The organism is Corynebacterium sp. 21KM1197 (assembly GCF_033783015.1).
In the GTDB taxonomy this organism is placed as follows: domain Bacteria; phylum Actinomycetota; class Actinomycetes; order Mycobacteriales; family Mycobacteriaceae; genus Corynebacterium.
In genome coordinates this window covers 846,479-861,189 of sequence record NZ_CP123907.1, presented here as the reverse complement: position 1 = coordinate 861,189, position 14,711 = coordinate 846,479, and the positions used below count along the sequence as shown (strand labels likewise).

The 14,711-nt window shown below is 64.3% G+C and carries 14 protein-coding genes and 1 riboswitch; of the genes, 4 read left to right on the top strand and 10 right to left on the bottom strand.

The window, feature by feature from the left end; genetic code table 11:
- Positions 1 to 18: 18 nt before the first annotated feature.
- The 6 genes from OLW90_RS04215 to OLW90_RS04190 form a co-directional block, all read right to left on the bottom strand.
- Entirely contained in the window at positions 19 to 438 is a 420-nt protein-coding gene (locus tag OLW90_RS04215; RefSeq protein ID WP_319651511.1) for an NUDIX domain-containing protein, read from the bottom strand.
- Complete coding sequence (locus tag OLW90_RS04210; RefSeq protein ID WP_319651510.1) at positions 431 to 910, bottom strand: hypothetical protein; 480 nt, start codon at positions 908 to 910, stop codon at positions 431 to 433. Before OLW90_RS04210 ends, OLW90_RS04215 begins: the two co-directional genes overlap by 8 nt.
- Positions 907 to 1,668, bottom strand: coding sequence for an energy-coupling factor transporter transmembrane component T (locus OLW90_RS04205; protein WP_319651509.1), 762 nt, complete (start codon positions 1,666 to 1,668; stop codon positions 907 to 909). The genes OLW90_RS04210 and OLW90_RS04205 overlap by 4 nt, the downstream gene beginning before the upstream one ends.
- On the bottom strand, positions 1,665 to 3,044 hold the full coding sequence (locus OLW90_RS04200; RefSeq protein WP_319651508.1) for an ABC transporter ATP-binding protein: 1,380 nt from the start codon (positions 3,042 to 3,044) through the stop codon (positions 1,665 to 1,667). The genes OLW90_RS04205 and OLW90_RS04200 overlap by 4 nt, the downstream gene beginning before the upstream one ends.
- Complete coding sequence (locus OLW90_RS04195) at positions 3,041 to 3,634, bottom strand: ECF transporter S component (RefSeq protein WP_319651507.1); 594 nt, start codon at positions 3,632 to 3,634, stop codon at positions 3,041 to 3,043. The genes OLW90_RS04200 and OLW90_RS04195 overlap by 4 nt, the downstream gene beginning before the upstream one ends.
- Positions 3,626 to 3,739, bottom strand: a riboswitch (TPP riboswitch). Its footprint overlaps the gene before it by 9 nt.
- Before the next feature lie 34 nt (positions 3,740 to 3,773).
- The gene (locus OLW90_RS04190; protein WP_319651506.1) at positions 3,774 to 4,124 is read right to left on the bottom strand and encodes a DUF2218 domain-containing protein; all 351 of its coding nucleotides are present in this window, start codon (positions 4,122 to 4,124) and stop codon (positions 3,774 to 3,776) included.
- A 132-nt stretch (positions 4,125 to 4,256) separates the two neighbouring features.
- Between OLW90_RS04190 and OLW90_RS04185 the strand changes: the two genes are divergently transcribed.
- Positions 4,257 to 5,144, top strand: coding sequence for a patatin family protein (locus OLW90_RS04185; RefSeq protein WP_319651505.1), 888 nt, complete (start codon positions 4,257 to 4,259; stop codon positions 5,142 to 5,144).
- 21 nt (positions 5,145 to 5,165) lie between these two features.
- On the opposite strand, the gene OLW90_RS04180 is transcribed toward OLW90_RS04185, so the two are convergent.
- The 4 genes from OLW90_RS04180 to OLW90_RS04165 form a co-directional block, all read right to left on the bottom strand.
- Complete coding sequence (locus OLW90_RS04180) at positions 5,166 to 5,810, bottom strand: ABC transporter ATP-binding protein (RefSeq protein ID WP_319651504.1); 645 nt, start codon at positions 5,808 to 5,810, stop codon at positions 5,166 to 5,168.
- A gap of 18 nt (positions 5,811 to 5,828) precedes the next feature.
- Entirely contained in the window at positions 5,829 to 7,691 is a 1,863-nt protein-coding gene (locus OLW90_RS04175) for a hypothetical protein (RefSeq protein WP_319651503.1), read from the bottom strand.
- A 150-nt stretch (positions 7,692 to 7,841) separates the two neighbouring features.
- Positions 7,842 to 8,264 carry a lactococcin 972 family bacteriocin gene (locus tag OLW90_RS04170; RefSeq protein ID WP_319651502.1) on the bottom strand — a complete coding sequence of 141 codons (423 nt, stop codon included), beginning with the start codon at positions 8,262 to 8,264 and terminating at the stop codon, positions 7,842 to 7,844.
- 310 nt (positions 8,265 to 8,574) lie between these two features.
- On the bottom strand, positions 8,575 to 10,497 hold the full coding sequence (locus tag OLW90_RS04165) for a BCCT family transporter (protein WP_319651501.1): 1,923 nt from the start codon (positions 10,495 to 10,497) through the stop codon (positions 8,575 to 8,577).
- Between the two features lie 46 nt (positions 10,498 to 10,543).
- Here OLW90_RS04165 and OLW90_RS04160 point away from each other — a divergent pair, with 46 nt between their 5' ends.
- The 3 genes from OLW90_RS04160 to OLW90_RS04150 are packed head-to-tail and all read left to right on the top strand — an operon-like array spanning position 10,544 to position 14,703.
- Positions 10,544 to 12,895, top strand: coding sequence for an excinuclease ABC subunit UvrA (locus OLW90_RS04160; RefSeq protein ID WP_319651500.1), 2,352 nt, complete (start codon positions 10,544 to 10,546; stop codon positions 12,893 to 12,895).
- Positions 12,885 to 14,033, top strand: coding sequence for a sensor histidine kinase (locus OLW90_RS04155; RefSeq protein ID WP_319651499.1), 1,149 nt, complete (start codon positions 12,885 to 12,887; stop codon positions 14,031 to 14,033). Before OLW90_RS04160 ends, OLW90_RS04155 begins: the two co-directional genes overlap by 11 nt.
- Positions 14,026 to 14,703: a response regulator transcription factor gene (locus OLW90_RS04150; RefSeq protein WP_319651498.1), complete on the top strand. Its 678-nt coding sequence runs from the start codon at positions 14,026 to 14,028 to the stop codon at positions 14,701 to 14,703. The genes OLW90_RS04155 and OLW90_RS04150 overlap by 8 nt, the downstream gene beginning before the upstream one ends.
- Positions 14,704 to 14,711: the final 8 nt, after the last annotated feature.

Genomic DNA, 14,711 nt, shown 5'->3' with positions numbered 1-14,711 from the left:
TGTGAAGGCCGCTACATCTTAATTTCCCCGCTCCCTATCTAACAGCAAGGGGAAAACCACGTCCCGGGTGAGCGGGGCGATCTCCGGGGAGCGGGACTCCGGGGAATAAAATCGCGCCTCCGCGATCTCCGCGCGCACCTCGGGGGCTTGGTCAAGCGTTCCCCGCCACGCAAAGGCCGCGCACCGCACGGTGTATCCGGGCTCGTTGGCTGCCGGGGCGCTCAACTCCCCCAGCGAGGTCAGATCCTCCTCCCGCAGGTCAAGGCCCAGTTCCTCCGCGATCTCCCGGCGGGCCGCAGCCCGCGTCGGCTCCCCCGGTTCCACCTTGCCGCCGGGAAACATAAAAGCCTCCGTGCCGTGCTTGCGCACCGTGAGCACCTCCCCGGCCTCGTTGCGCAGCACCACGGCGGCGATGCGAATGATCCGCTCATTATCCATTGTCTACCCTCTCGTCCACGTCCATGTTCGCTATCGCCCGGAAGTGCTCGCGCTCCTGGCTGGCCCACATCTCCCACCACGGCTCGTAATAGGGATCCCGCGCCAGGGCCCGGGCGCGGCGCACCGCCTCCGGGGCGTCCACCCACACGGTACGCACCTCCCCCAGGCGCCGCGCCGCCGCCACCGAGGCCTGGGTGATCGCGCCCACACCCTCAATGATCAGTGGCTCCCCCACCGGCAGCGCCACCCACTCGCCGGGTCGATCGCGCTCCCAATCCCAGCGGCGATACCCCGGCGCGCTCGGGTGCAGCACGCACTCGGACACCATGCGCGCCCCGGCCGCCAGGCCGGACCACCCCGGATAGAAATCGTCAAGGTGCACCACCCGGTGCCCCCGGCGTTGCCCCAGCGCCGTGGCGTAGGTGGTCTTGCCGGAGCCGGAGGGGCCGTCGATAAGCCACACGCGGGTCATGCCACCCCCAGCAGGCGGAACGTACCGGCAAGCCAGGCGCACCCGAGGGCCACGGCGGGCAGCAGCGCCCAGGCCAGCAGCGCCGCCGCATCGCGCCGCCCCACCGTGGAGGGGCGCGCCCAGGTACGCTCCACACCCGCGCGCCCGAAGCCGCGCGCCTCCATCGCCACCGAGAGTTTAGTGCCGCGCCGCAGCGAGGAGACCAACAGGCCGAAGAGCAGGGTGAACGCCCCGCGTATCCGGCCGCGATCGGCCACCCCGCGCGCGCGACGCGCACGGCGCAGCGAGGCGGCATCGTCTCGCACCAGGGTAAGCAGGCGGGTGGCCGCCACCGAGGCGATGACGAAGCGCGCGGGCAGGCGCGCCACCTGCGCGAGGCCATCGCCTAGGTCCGTGGGATCGACGCGGGCGGAGAGCACCATCACCGGCAGGCCCAGCGCCAGCACGCGCAGCACGATGGCGAGGCTAAGCGTCAGGGAATTATCCGTGATGTGAATGGCGAGGAAGGAGAAATACTCCCGCCCTCCGGGGCGCGCATACAGCAGCATGGAGATACCCGTGATCGGGGCGATAAGCAGCAGCGGCAGGCTGCGGCGCAGCAGCGCGCCCCAGCCCACGCCACACAGGGGCGCGAGCAGGAACGTGCCTATGATCGCCACGAGCGCGGAGAGCCAGTCCAGGCTGAGCAGCAGCGGCGTGGTGGCCACCATCATCGCGGCCACGCGGGTAACGGGATTGACGCCACGCAGCAGGTTCATCGTTGCTCCTCCTCGGCGGCTTTATCGACGCGCGCGGGGATCTCCACGTGGTGATCGCCCAGGGTGCGCACGAAGTCCGCGTCGTGCGTGATGGATACCACCGTGGTACCGCGCTCGGTGAGTTCGCGCAGCAGCAGCGTGAGTTCCACAAAGGTGCCCGTATCCTGCCCAAAGGTGGGTTCATCGAGCACCAGCAGGCAGGGGCTTCCCATCAGGGCCGTGGCCACGGATAGCCTGCGCTTCTCCCCGCCGGAGAGCGTGTACGGGTTCGCCTTGCGCAGGTGCCCCAAGCGCAGCCGCGCCATGAGCTCCTCCGCGCGCTCAGCGGGCCCGCCCACCAGCAGGTCCTCCTCCACCGTGCGGGCCACAAACTGGTGCTCGGGATTTTGAAACACCGTGCCGATGCGCCGCGCCAGGTCCTTGGAGCGCCAGCGATGCGGCGGGGTGCTCAGCCCCTGGGCGAGGTCGGGGTGCAGGTGCAGCCGCCCGGCGCGCGGGGCGTCCAGGCCACCCAGCACCATCGCCAGTTGCGTCTTTCCCACGCCGTTGGGGCCGGTGATCACCGTGGAGGCCGCCCGCGGCAGCGCCAGGTCGGGGGCCGGGCCCGCCGCCGTCACGATCCCCTCGGTGCGCAGCAGCGCGGGGTTCTCCCGCGCCTGCGGGCGGGCCGGGGCCAACTCCGGGCGGCGCGGCCACTGCTGCGGGGTGATCTCCCGTATCCCGTCCTCCCCCAAGTGCAGGCAACGCGTGGCCAGGTCGCGCCACAGCTCGGGGCGATGTTCCACGATCAGCACCGTGGCCCCGGTGTGCGCCACCAGCTTATCGACGGCCCCCCGCACCTCCCCGCAGCCCTGCGGGTCAAGGTTGGCCGTGGGTTCATCGAGAAGCACCACGTCCGCACCCATCGCCGCCACCCCGGCCAGGGCCAAGCGCTGCTTTTGCCCGCCGGAGAGATAGCGGGTGGGGGTGTCCAGCGGCAGGCGCAGGCCCACCAGGTCGAGCGCCCGATGCACCCTGGGCCATATCTCCTCCTGGGGTACACCCAAGTTCTCGCAGCCAAAGGCCACATCATCGCCCACGCGGCTGGAGATCACCTGGGAGTCCGGGTCCTGGAGAACCAGGCCCACCACGCCATCAACCTCCAGAGCGCCTGCGGATTCACCATCCTCCTCGCCGCCGAGCAGCCCGGCGATCGCGCCGAGCAGGGTGGACTTGCCCGCACCGGAATCCCCGGTGAGAATGATCCTCTCTCCGGGGGAAATATCCAGGTCGATGCCGCGCAGCGCCGGTTGTCTGCGGGTGGCGTGCCGCCAGGAGAAGTTCCGGGCGCGGATTCTGCCTCGTTGTTCTTGTTCCGTCATGCCACGCGCCGTCATACGGTGCCGCGCACCTCGCGCCCGGCGGCAAAACGATCCAGTGCCCCCGTGCGCGCCAGGGCCTTGACCAGCCAGTGGCCCAGGGCACCGGCCAGCAGCGCCCCGGAGATGATCAGGCACACCAGGTAAATCACGTTATATTCCAGGGAGCGCGCCAGGTGACCAGCGCTAAACAGTTCCAAGATAAAGGCACCGATGCCCGCGCCCACGCCCGCCAGCATGGCGGTGGGGAGTTTGAAGGAGCGATACATAAAGAGCGCAAAGATCAACTCCGCACCCAAGCCCTGCGCAAGGCCGGAGTACACGGTGGACCAGCCCCACTGGCTGCCCAGCAGCGCGGAGGCCACCGCCGCCAGCAGCTCCGTGAACAGCGCCGCCCCCGGCTTGCGGATCACCAACCCGCCGATCACCCCGCCGATCAGCCACACGCCCGTGGCCAGGCCACCCAGCCCCGGGGTGAGCGCGTTCATCGCCTCCAGCCACAGCGTGCCCGCCTGGTTCCACACCACAAAGATCAGCCCGCAAGCCAGGCCCAGCACGGCGGCCACCACGATGTCCACCACGCGCCATTGTTGCACACGATGAGCCATATTTATCCTCCCTAGCGCCGGTACTAACCGGATCAGGTTCATACGGTTTGTTACTTGCAGCAACATCTCAGCCCGGTCGATCTCCGGGCACCCGTGTTTTTGATGTCTTTCTCGCCGTTATTGTAGGCGAAACTCCCCGTTAATCCAGATCCTCCACTCCCCAGGCGCTCCCCTCCTCACCCCCGGCGCGCCGCCACCGCACCGCCAACTCATCCTTGCGGCCAAAGCGCACCAGGTGAATGGCCACCACCTTTTCCAAGGTGGCGCACTGCTCCTCCGTTTCAGATTCCAGGTGCATGAGCAACACCCCCTCGCCCGCCACCAGGGATACCTCGCCACGCACCGGGCGCTCGGGGTTATCAAAGATCAGCGCCCCCTGGCCGGTGCCCTCGTCCCAATGAGCCGTGATCTTGCGGCCAAAGTGATCGGCCATCTGCTTGGCATAGCGCGCGGGGCGATCGGTGCTCACCCGAGCCGTGGAAGAGGTCATACAAGGCAATGTACCCCTTAGTTCTGCCTTACGTTACCCACCTGCACGGGTATTTGTTTGCTGTGAGCGGGATCATTGCCCGCGGCCGCAAAGTGCTACCTTGCGGCGCCCAAACGGGTACCGTGGAACACCATGACGATTCACGCCCCCAAGACCGCACTCGTCCTCGAAGGCGGTGGAATGCGCGCCTCCTACACCGCCGCAGTGGTAGACAGGCTGCTGGCGGAGGACGTGCGCTTTGGCTGGGTGGGCGGGATCTCCGCCGGAGCCACCCACACCGTGAACTACCTTTCCGGCGAGCGCGAACGCGCCCGTCACAGCTTTGTGGACTTTGCCGCCGACCCCCAATTTGGCGGCATGGCCTCCCTGCTGCGCGGACGCGGCTACTTCAACGCCGAGTACATCTACGGCCGTGCCCCCACCCTCAACCTGCCCGGCCCGCTGGATTATGACGCCATCTCCCGCAACGCCACCGAGTTCCGCATCGGGGCGGTGCAGGCCCACTCCGGGCGCTCCGTGTACTGGGGACGCTCCGACGTAGACAGCGCCGAATCCCTCCTGGCCTGCACCCGAGCCTCCTCCACCCTGCCGCTGCTCATGCCCCTGCCAGAGATCGACGGCGTCTCCTACGTGGACGGGGCGCTTGGCCCCTCCGGCGGCATTCCCCTCGACGCTGCCGAGGCCGACGGCTACACCCGCTTCTTCGTGGTGCTCACCCACCCGCGCGGCTACACCAAGGCCCCCATCAAGCGGCCGGGACTGCTGCGCAACCTGCTCAGCGACTACCCCGTGGTGGCCGAGCGACTGATTACCCGCCACACCCGATATAACCGCACCATCGCGCGGCTTATGGAGCTGAAAAAGCAGGGACGGGCCTACCTCTTCTTCCCCTCCGGCAGGCTGGTGGCCTCCACGGAACTCAACGGGAAGAAATTGCAGGGCTCCTTTGATCGCGGGGCCCTGCAGTCCGCCCGCGAGTGGCCAAAGTGGCAGCGCTTCCTAGAGGCCGAGGAGGCTTAGGGGCGGTTTTCTCCTGGGACTTTATCGCCGTGAAGCCAGTTGCACGCGCTGTTCGCAACTGCGGGCAAAGTCCAGATCGTGCGTGGCCACGATGATCGCGGCCCCGCTCTCCGCCGCCTCCCGGAACAAGGTGCGCACCAGCATCTGGTTATCCGCATCCAGCGAGGCCGTGGGCTCATCGGCAAACCACACCCGGGCCCCCTTATACAGCGCCCGCGCAATGGCCACGCGCTGTTTTTCCCCACCGCTCAGCCGCGCGGCGGTCTCCGCTGCCCGGCCTGTCAATCCCACGCGCTCTAGCGCCTCTTCGAGTTTGGGGCGATCAGGAATGATCGTGCGGCCCCACAGGGAACTGCGCATGGTGATATTAAAGGCCACGCTTTCCTCCTCCACCACGCCATAATCCTGTTGGATAAAGGCGGCAGACTCCCGCCAGAAACGGAGCCTGCGGGAATCGGGCCACGCCGAGGCCTCCTCCCCGTCCACGTACACCGCCCCTTGATCGGGAGCGATCATACCGCCCAGGGTGTGCAGCAGAACGGTCTTTCCGCTGCCGCTGGGCCCCACCAAGGCGGTGATGGCGCCGGGATGTACCTCCACGCTTATCCCCGCAAACACCCGCTTATCCCCAAAGGAGAATCCTAATTCCTCGCCGCGAATCATCATGTCTATTCTCCCCTTTCCTTAGATCTTCCTCTGCATGGCGGCTGCGACCGTCCTCTTTGCCATAACCAGATACACCAATACGGAGACGAGCGTGAGGCCGACCGCCACGCCGGGAAGAAAAACAATGCCGTGATTTCCAAAGATCGCGGCTACCGCCGCAGAAAGCACCATCGACAAGGAAATCACGATCATGTCCGCGCGTACAGAAGACAGGGATATTCCCCACAGGGAATAGCCCGCGAGATTGCGCAGCATATTCCGCCTGGCGTTAAGCGCCGAATCAACCGCCGCCACACTCAGAAGCAACACCACAAAAGCAATCACAAGAACCACGAAAGAAATAACCATGATCCGCTCACGATACTCCAACATCTTAGCGATGTACATGGCGTTCTCTCCAATATAATAAACGGAAATATACTCCCCAATTTCACTGCTATCCCGCGCGCGGTATGCCTCGTCTATATCCCTCGCCACGATATTCCCCATAGATAGCGCGGAGGTGAGGAAACTATCGTTAAAGTCCGCAATGCTGGGCACCTCCACCAAAACCATATCGTGCACCAACTCCACCCCGCTCATATTGGGCAATAACATTCCAATTCCGGAACCGGACCTCACGATGTGATACCTCCACTCCTCCGGCGGGGTATCCCTCTCCCGCAGCCAAATCTCCGCCGGGATACTTTCCCGATACTTTTGCGGCAACCCCGCCCAGGTCACCACCTCATCGCTATCCACCCGGCCGGAAAAATCCACCGCCTCCAACCACGGCGTATTAGCAAAGCCCAGCGCGCTATCCTCTTCCGATAGCCCCACGGACATGGGCGGAGCCAGGTAACTGAACACCGCAGAGCCTTCCCGCTGCAAATCCAGGACTACCTCGCCAAAATCGGCAAGATTATTCTCAAAATCCTCGTTGGGCATATCCACCACACCGAATCCGGCAAAGGGCTCAATACGGTAGGCGATGTCATGCGCCCGCCGCGCCGACGTGGAATCGGAATAGGCCAAGATCACCCAGGGAAAGGCCAAGAGAATACACGCGATGGCCAGCCCCTTCGATGGGAAGATAAGCGGACGCAGCCGCTCCATCCACGCCGTGCGGCTCCCCGCCGCTTTCACCCGGGGCCTAACCATCCACAGAGCAAAGAACAGAAGGGTGAGAAGCGCACCGATGAGGAAGAGATAGATCTTTAGCACTACCAGCAGCACCGCCCGATGAAAGGGAGAATCCACGGAGAAAAAGAGCACCGCCCCTCCCAATGCCAGCACCAGAACAAAAGGAAGCGTGAGGGTGAGAACGTCCCGAGCGATGATCAAACGGGCCGATTGCCCAAAGAATAGTTCCTGCTGGCGGCGCCTCCCCCGCACTCCCACCCAGTACACCGTGAGGGCCCCAAGCAAGAGCAGCAGGGCGAAAATGGAGAACAAAATCATCGGCTGCTGCACCAGGTAAAAGCGGAAGATACCGCCCACCGAAACCTCCTCGACGCGGCTTAGTTCCGCGCCCATCTCACGGAGCCCGTGAGAAAAGCCCTCCAAGTCAGCGCCACGTTCTAACACGAGGTAAACGCCACCCGGTACCGAATGTTCCAGCGCCGCTACCGAGGCGGCGGCGGAGACGGAACCGTCCATGCGCGGAACCTCCCCCGGTATCCCCTCCGCACCATGTTCGAAGAACACAAACGTCTCCGATGTGGAACGACGAAGCGGCTTCACCAGGCCAAGCCCCCATTCCTCGTTCAATTCCACCAGGCGCTTGTGCGCCCGGGCCGCCGGAACATCACTCTCAGAGAAGTCGATCTCCGCAATATAGGCGGGATTAAGCGCGAGGGCGGCATTTCTATCATCGAGTTCCGTTACCAGAAGCGCCAGCATGGAGACAATAGCAGCGACGATAACCCCGCACAGAATAATAACTACCCGCTGAATATATCTACCCATAAAAGAAATACCCCTACTGCTAGCAACAGTAAAAATAAACGGCCAAGCCGCACTCCACACAAGCACGACCCGACCGCCATCTAGTCAGCAGAATCTATAGTAGTACTCATCGCGAGAATTGGGAAGGTTATAGGCCCATTTAGAGGCATCCGAAAACTTCCCAGGAGCAGTATCTATACTTCGCACCTTATGCCCATTCAGCACCACGGTACTTCCATGACACCGGCTGGAATGATTGAAATAGGATCGAACCCTGTCTTGCCAGAATCCATATTCCCATCTTCCTCCACCATACGGGTGGGCTATCTTTTTACCCACAGAAAGGAACCGGAACGGACGGGAGTTAGAATTTTCCCTCACCTCCTTCAAGACGCCGGAATCATATCCTGCATAATCAGTCTCCGCCACAGAATCAGACACCAATTCTTCTGCATGAACCACTGGCACCAATATGCCAAAGACAAGTCCAATGGAGATCATAGTTCCCGCAATCTTTTTCTTCACCACGGCAACCTCCTAACACTTGGGGCGGCACCCGACCGCCAACTTGGGCTGGATTGCACCCATACTTTCGAGTGCTGAACATGACGATACACGGAGGGAAATAATGACACAATACTTTCCTCTAAAGTTTTTAGTACAAATCATAGGATATTCCAGCCCCACCCGCAGATTCTCCTATAACCCCAGGCCACCCCGGCAGGCGCGGCCACCGGAGCCACCACCTCCCCCGCACACAAGGCCACACCCAAAAATACCCCCTCGTTACCCCCGACCCCACCCCTAAGAAACCCAACTCCCAACCAGGCGCAAAGCCTCAGCCCCGATTCGGCCCGTCGTTCGGCTCCTCCAGATACTCCCCCGTCTCATAGTCATAGCCCACGCGGTTACCCTCCTCATCGGTGCGCGCGTACCACTCCACCACCTCCTCGGCAGCGGAGTCGAAGTCCGCCCCCGTGGCATACTCCTCCTCCCGGCTCGGTTCCACGGCCAGGGCAAAGTTATCCCCGTATTCCCGCACCCCGTGCACCACGGCGTTGGCCACGGCGCGGCGTTGATAGTCCTGCCGGATCGCGGCGGGATCGTGGCGCAGTTCCCGCAGGAGCGCCACCACCATTCCCACCAGGATCAGGGCAAAGGGCAAGGCGGTGATGGTAATGAGGTTTTGCAGTCCCTTCAAGGCGTTATCTCCACCGCTGAGCAGAATCACCACGGCGATTCCCGCCATGCACAGCGCCCAGAACGCGGTAACCGCACGGCGCGGCTGCGGGTTTCCCTGCTGGGAGAGCTGGGAATTGACCAGGGAGGCGGAATCCGCGGTGGTGATGAAGAATACCGCCAGCATGACGATCACGATGGGCGCCACGATCTGCGCCCCGGGGAGGTGATCGAGCACCACAAAGAAGATGTGTTCCGGGTTGGGCAACGCTGCGGGGTCGTTGCCGGGAGCGATGCTCCCGTCGCGGCGCTGCAACCAGATCGCCGTGCCGCCCAGAATGCTAAAGGCCAGAATAATGATGGTGGAGGGGATAAAAAGCACACCGAATACGAATTGCCTGATGGTGCGGCCCTTGGAAATCTTGGCCACGAATACCCCCACAAAGGGTGACCAGGATACCCACCACGCCCAATAAAAGGTGGTCCAACTGGAAAGGAATTGCTGCATATCCTCCCCCTGCCCCATGTTGGCCGCCAACATGTCCGGCGCGGAGCCCAGGTACGTCACCAACACGCCGGGCAGCATATTGATGAGGAAGGCCGTGGGGCCGACGATGAAGAAAAAGAGCGCCAGGCCCAACGCCAACACGAGGTTGATATTGGAGAGCCAACGGATTCCCTTGGCCACCCCGGATACCGCCGAGGCGATGGTGCCGATGGTCAGCACCACGATCACCGCGATGGCCAGTGCGTTTCCCTCACGCGACCAACCGCTGACCACCTCCACCCCGGTGCCTATTTGCAGGGCACCGATACCCAGGGAGGCGGCGGTGCCAAAGAGCGTGGCAATGATCGCCAGCGAGTCGATGATCCGCGCGGGCACGGAGGTGGTGGGGCGGTTCCCCAGGAGCGGCATGAGAATGGAACTCATCAGGGGCACGCGCCCACGCCGGTAGGAAACGTAGCCCACCGCCAGCCCCACCACCGCATAGATCGCCCAGGCGTTCATCCCCCAATGTAGGGCGGATTGGGCGAGCGCACCCAGCACGGCGTCGTCGGAGGCGGCGTCGTAAGCCCCGGGGCGGGGGCTGAGGTAGAAGCTCATCGGCTCAAACGGACCGAAGAAGATGATGGCGATGCCGATGCCTGCGGCAAAGAGCATGGCGGCCCAGGAGAGCGTGGAGTATTCCGGTTCCTCGCCGTCGAGTCCCAGGGGGATACGGCCATACCGAGACAGCGCCAGGGCCAACAGGAATACCACCAGGCCGATCGCCAGGCTGCTGAATACCCAGCCGAGGTTGAGCATGACCCAGTCCAGCGCGGCAGTGGAGACGCGCAGCACCTGCTCCGGCGCGAGCACGCCCCAGGCCACGAACGCCAGGATTAGGCCGCCCACGCTGAGGGTGATGGGGCGGTCGATGCGGTAGCGAATCTTCTGATCCTCCACGCTCACGCCGGGCACCAGGGCCGGATGAATGCTGTGCGGGTAGGTCACCTCCCGCAGAAAGGCACGGGTGCGCCCTGGGCGCGGGGGTCTTTCGGGCTGGGTGTCCGCCGGGGTGGCGTCGTAAGTATCAGACATATCTATCGAACATAGCCCGTCCCACCCACCTAGTAGGATCGCGGGCATGGCCACAAACGACCTCCACCAGACCATTCGGATCATCGGCGCGCGCGAGCACAACCTGCGCGGAGTCGATCTGGAACTGCCCAAACGCACGCTCACGGTGGTCACGGGGGTGTCCGGTTCGGGGAAGTCCTCGCTGGTGTTTTCCACCATCGCGGCGGAATCGCAACGGCTGATCAATGAGACGTATTCCTCCTTTGTCCAGGGGTTTATGCCCTCCCTACCCCGGCCGGACGTGGACGTGCTCCAGGGGATCACCACCGCCATCGTGGTGGATCAGGAGCCGCTGGGGGCCAATCCGCGCTCCACGGTGGGCACGGCTACCGACGCCACCGCCATGCTGCGCATCCTCTTCTCCCGCATGGGCACCCCGAGCGCGGGCGGACCCGGCGCGTATTCCTTTAACGTGCCCTCGGTGAGCGCCTCCGGGGCGATGTCCGTCAATGGGGGTAAAAAGGAGCGCCAGGATTTTCACCGCACCGGCGGAATGTGCCCGGAGTGCGATGGCACGGGCCGCGTGACGGACTTTGACCTCGATGAGGTTTTTGATTCCTCCTTGAGTTTGCAGGACGGCGCGCTCAAGGTACCCGGTTATAAAACCGGCGGCTGGGCGTATCGCATGTACGCGGAATCCGGCCTGTTCCCGGCGGATAAGCCCATCGGTTCCTTTAATAAGGAGCAAATGGCGGAGTTCTTAGAAAAGGAACCCACCAAGATGGAAATAGCCGGAATGAACATGACCTATGAGGGCCTCCTGCCCCGCCTGCGGCGCTCCATGCTGGCGAAGGATCGGGAGGGAATGCAAAAACATATCCGCGACTTTGTGGATCGCGCCGTCACGTTTATCGCCTGCCCCGCCTGCGGCGGCACCCGTCTGGCCCCGCACGCCCTGGAATCCACCATCGAGGGCAAAAACATCGCGGATCTGTGCAACATGGAGATCACGGAACTACGCGAGTGGGCCGCGCGGCTAGAGCACCCCAACCTCGCGCCGCTTATCGACGCCCTGCGCGCCACCCTCGATAATTTCGTTTCCGTGGGGCTGGGGTACCTCACCCTGGATCGCACCACCGCCACGCTTTCCGGGGGTGAGGCGCAGCGCGCCAAGATGGTGCGCCACCTGGGCTCCGCGCTCACGGACATCACCTACGTGTTCGACGAACCCACCGCGGGCCTGCACCCGCACGACGTGGAGAAGATGAACGCGCTGCTGGGGAGCCTACGCGATAAGTCCAATACGGTGCTGGTGGTGGAGCACAATCCGCAGACCATTCTCACGGCCGATCACGTGGTGGACATGGGGCCGGGAGCCGGTACCCAGGGCGGAACGGTGTGTTATTCCGGCCCCGTCTCCGGCCTGGAGGCCGCAGGCACCATCACCGGCCAGCACCTTTTTGATCGCGGCCGGTTGAAGGCCCAGGTGCGCGAGCCGCAGGGCGTTATAGAAATTCGCGGCGCGCGGCACAACAACCTCCAAAGCGTGGACGTGGACGTTCCCCTGGGCGTGCTCACCGCAATCACCGGCGTGGCCGGGTCCGGCAAATCCTCCCTGGTGCGCTCCCTGCCGCGCGACGAGCACACCGTGTACATCGACCAGAGCGCCATCAAGGGGTCCCGCCGCTCCAACCCCGGCACCTACACCGGGGTGCTCGACCCCATCCGCAAGGCCTTTGCCAAGGCCAACGGCGTCAAACCCGGGCTCTTCTCCCCCAACTCCGACGGTGCCTGCCCCCACTGCAAGGGCGCGGGCGTGATCTACGTGGATCTAGGAATCATGGCAGGGGTGGCCAGCCCGTGCGAGGTCTGCGAGGGCCGCCGCTTCGAGGAATCCGTGCTGGAATACACCTTTGGTGGCCTCACCATCGCGGACGTGCTGGAACTCTCCGCCACCCAGGCCGCAGAGTTCTTTGCCGCCAAGGAATCCAAGGTTCCGGCCGCCGCCAAGATCTGCCAGCGGCTCAACGACGTGGGCCTGGGGTACATCACCCTTGGTCAGCCACTCACGGAACTTTCCGGCGGCGAGCGCCAGCGCCTCAAACTGGCCACTCACATGGCGGACAAAGCCACCCGGTACATCCTGGACGAACCCTCGCGCGGCCTGCACCTGGCGGACGTGGAGAACCTGGTGAACGTGCTGGATCGCCTGGTGGATCAGGGAATCAGCGTGATCGTGGTGGAACATTCCCTCTCCGTGATCGCGCGGGCGGATCACGTGATCGACCTCGGCCCCGGTGCCGGTTCCCAGGGTGGCCAGGTGGTGTTTAGCGGTACCCCCGCCCGCCTCGCGGCCTCCGGCACCACCACCGGACGGTATCTGGCGCAGTTCGTGGAAGGCACGGGTGATGGGGATTAAGTGGGGCGACGCCGCCCTGGGCGGACTCGGGGCGCTCACGGCACTGGTCTATCTCCTCATCGCCGTGGAACACCCCACCCCGGTGTTATGCGCTCAGGCGGTGCTCGCGCTGGGCTTCGTGCCGGCGCTCCTCCTCTGGCGCACCCACGTGCTCCCCGCCGCCCTGGCGCTCCTCGCGCTGCTTGCCGGGTGGGCGGCCTCCGTGTTGGTGGCGCTGCCCGCCAATACCGGCATACCGCCCTATCTCTTCGCCGCTCCGCTGGCGGTGTATTCCACCACCCGGTACCTGGGGGACCGCCGCGTGGGGGTGGGTGTTCTGTTGTTCTGCCTCTCGGGCAGCTTTCTTAGCCCCGCCATGTGGGTTTTCGCCGAGACGAACGATCTACGCTACCGCTCCGGGACCAGCTTTCTTGCCACCCTAGCCCTGCACTGGCTCCTCCTGGGATTGGCCTACCTGTGGGCGCTGTACCGCCGCCACCAGGAACACCACCGGGCACAGGAGGCCGCCGCCGCGCAGGCCGCCGCCCGCCAACACGAGCGCGTCCTCATCGCCCAGGAGATTCATGACGTCCTGGCCCATAACCTCACGTTGATTACCGTGCAATCCTCGGCGGGGATCGTGGCCTCGCGCGTCAATCCCACTGCCGCCGTGGAGTCCCTGCGCACCATACGCGAAGTCAGTACGGAGGCCCTCGCCCAGGTGCGCGGGATTGTCGCCACGCTGCGTAATGTCCATGAGACCGTCGCGCACCCCAGCACCCTGGCGGAAACCCTCGAACGGTTCCGCTCGGCGGGACTGGCGATTAAGGCAGAGTATCCACCGAATATTCTTTCCACGCTCCCAGCGCAACATTCCCTGGCACTGCACCGAATCAGCGCCGAGGCTCTCACCAATGCACTGCGTCACCAGGGGCCTAGCACCATCGTGGACTATCGCCTGACGCGGGAGCCGCGCGCCCTGCGCCTGACCATCACCAGCACCGGCGCGCCGAAGCCAAGTTCCTCCGGTACGGGGGTGGGGGTCGTTGGTATGCGGGAGCGGGCCGAATCCCTGGGCGGTGAGTTCCACGCCCACCCCACCGCAGACGGCTGGCGAGTATCGGCGCTGCTACCCCTCGCGGAGGTATCCCATGACTAATCCTCTGCGCGTCCTCATCGCGGACGATCAACCACTGCTGGCCTCCGCGCTAAGCACCATTGTGAGCGCGGAATCGGACATCACCGTGGTGGCCACCTGCCACGATGGCTCCCAGGCCCTCGATGCCGCGCGCCAGCACCTCATCGACGTCGCGGTACTGGACATTCGTATGCCCAAGGTCACCGGCATTGAGGCCACCCGTGCCCTGGTGGAACACGGAATCACGGTGCTGATCCTCACTACTTTTAATGAGGAATCCCTCATGCGGGAAGCCATTGAGGCCGGGGCCGCCGGGTTCCTGCTCAAGGACGCGGAACCGGAGGAACTCACCCAGGCTATCCGTGCCGTAGCCCGCGGCGAGTCCGTACTCAGTTCCGGGGCCACCGGACACCTTTTCCGCGCATACCGGCAGGCCGTGGCCGGGGTATCGGAGTTATCGCCACAGCAACGCCAGGGTCTAAGCCTGCTCACTCCGCGCGAACTCGATATTCTCTCCCTTATCGCGGCGGGCCATACCAACGCGGAGATCGCCCAAGAACTCTTTATCGGCCCTGCCACGGTAAAAACCCATGTCTCGAACCTGCTCGCCAAACTCCACTGCCGCAACCGTGTGGCGTTGGTGCTGCTCGCTCATCGGGCAAGCCTCGGCGCTCCTCCCCCAGGGGGATAAATCTCCGC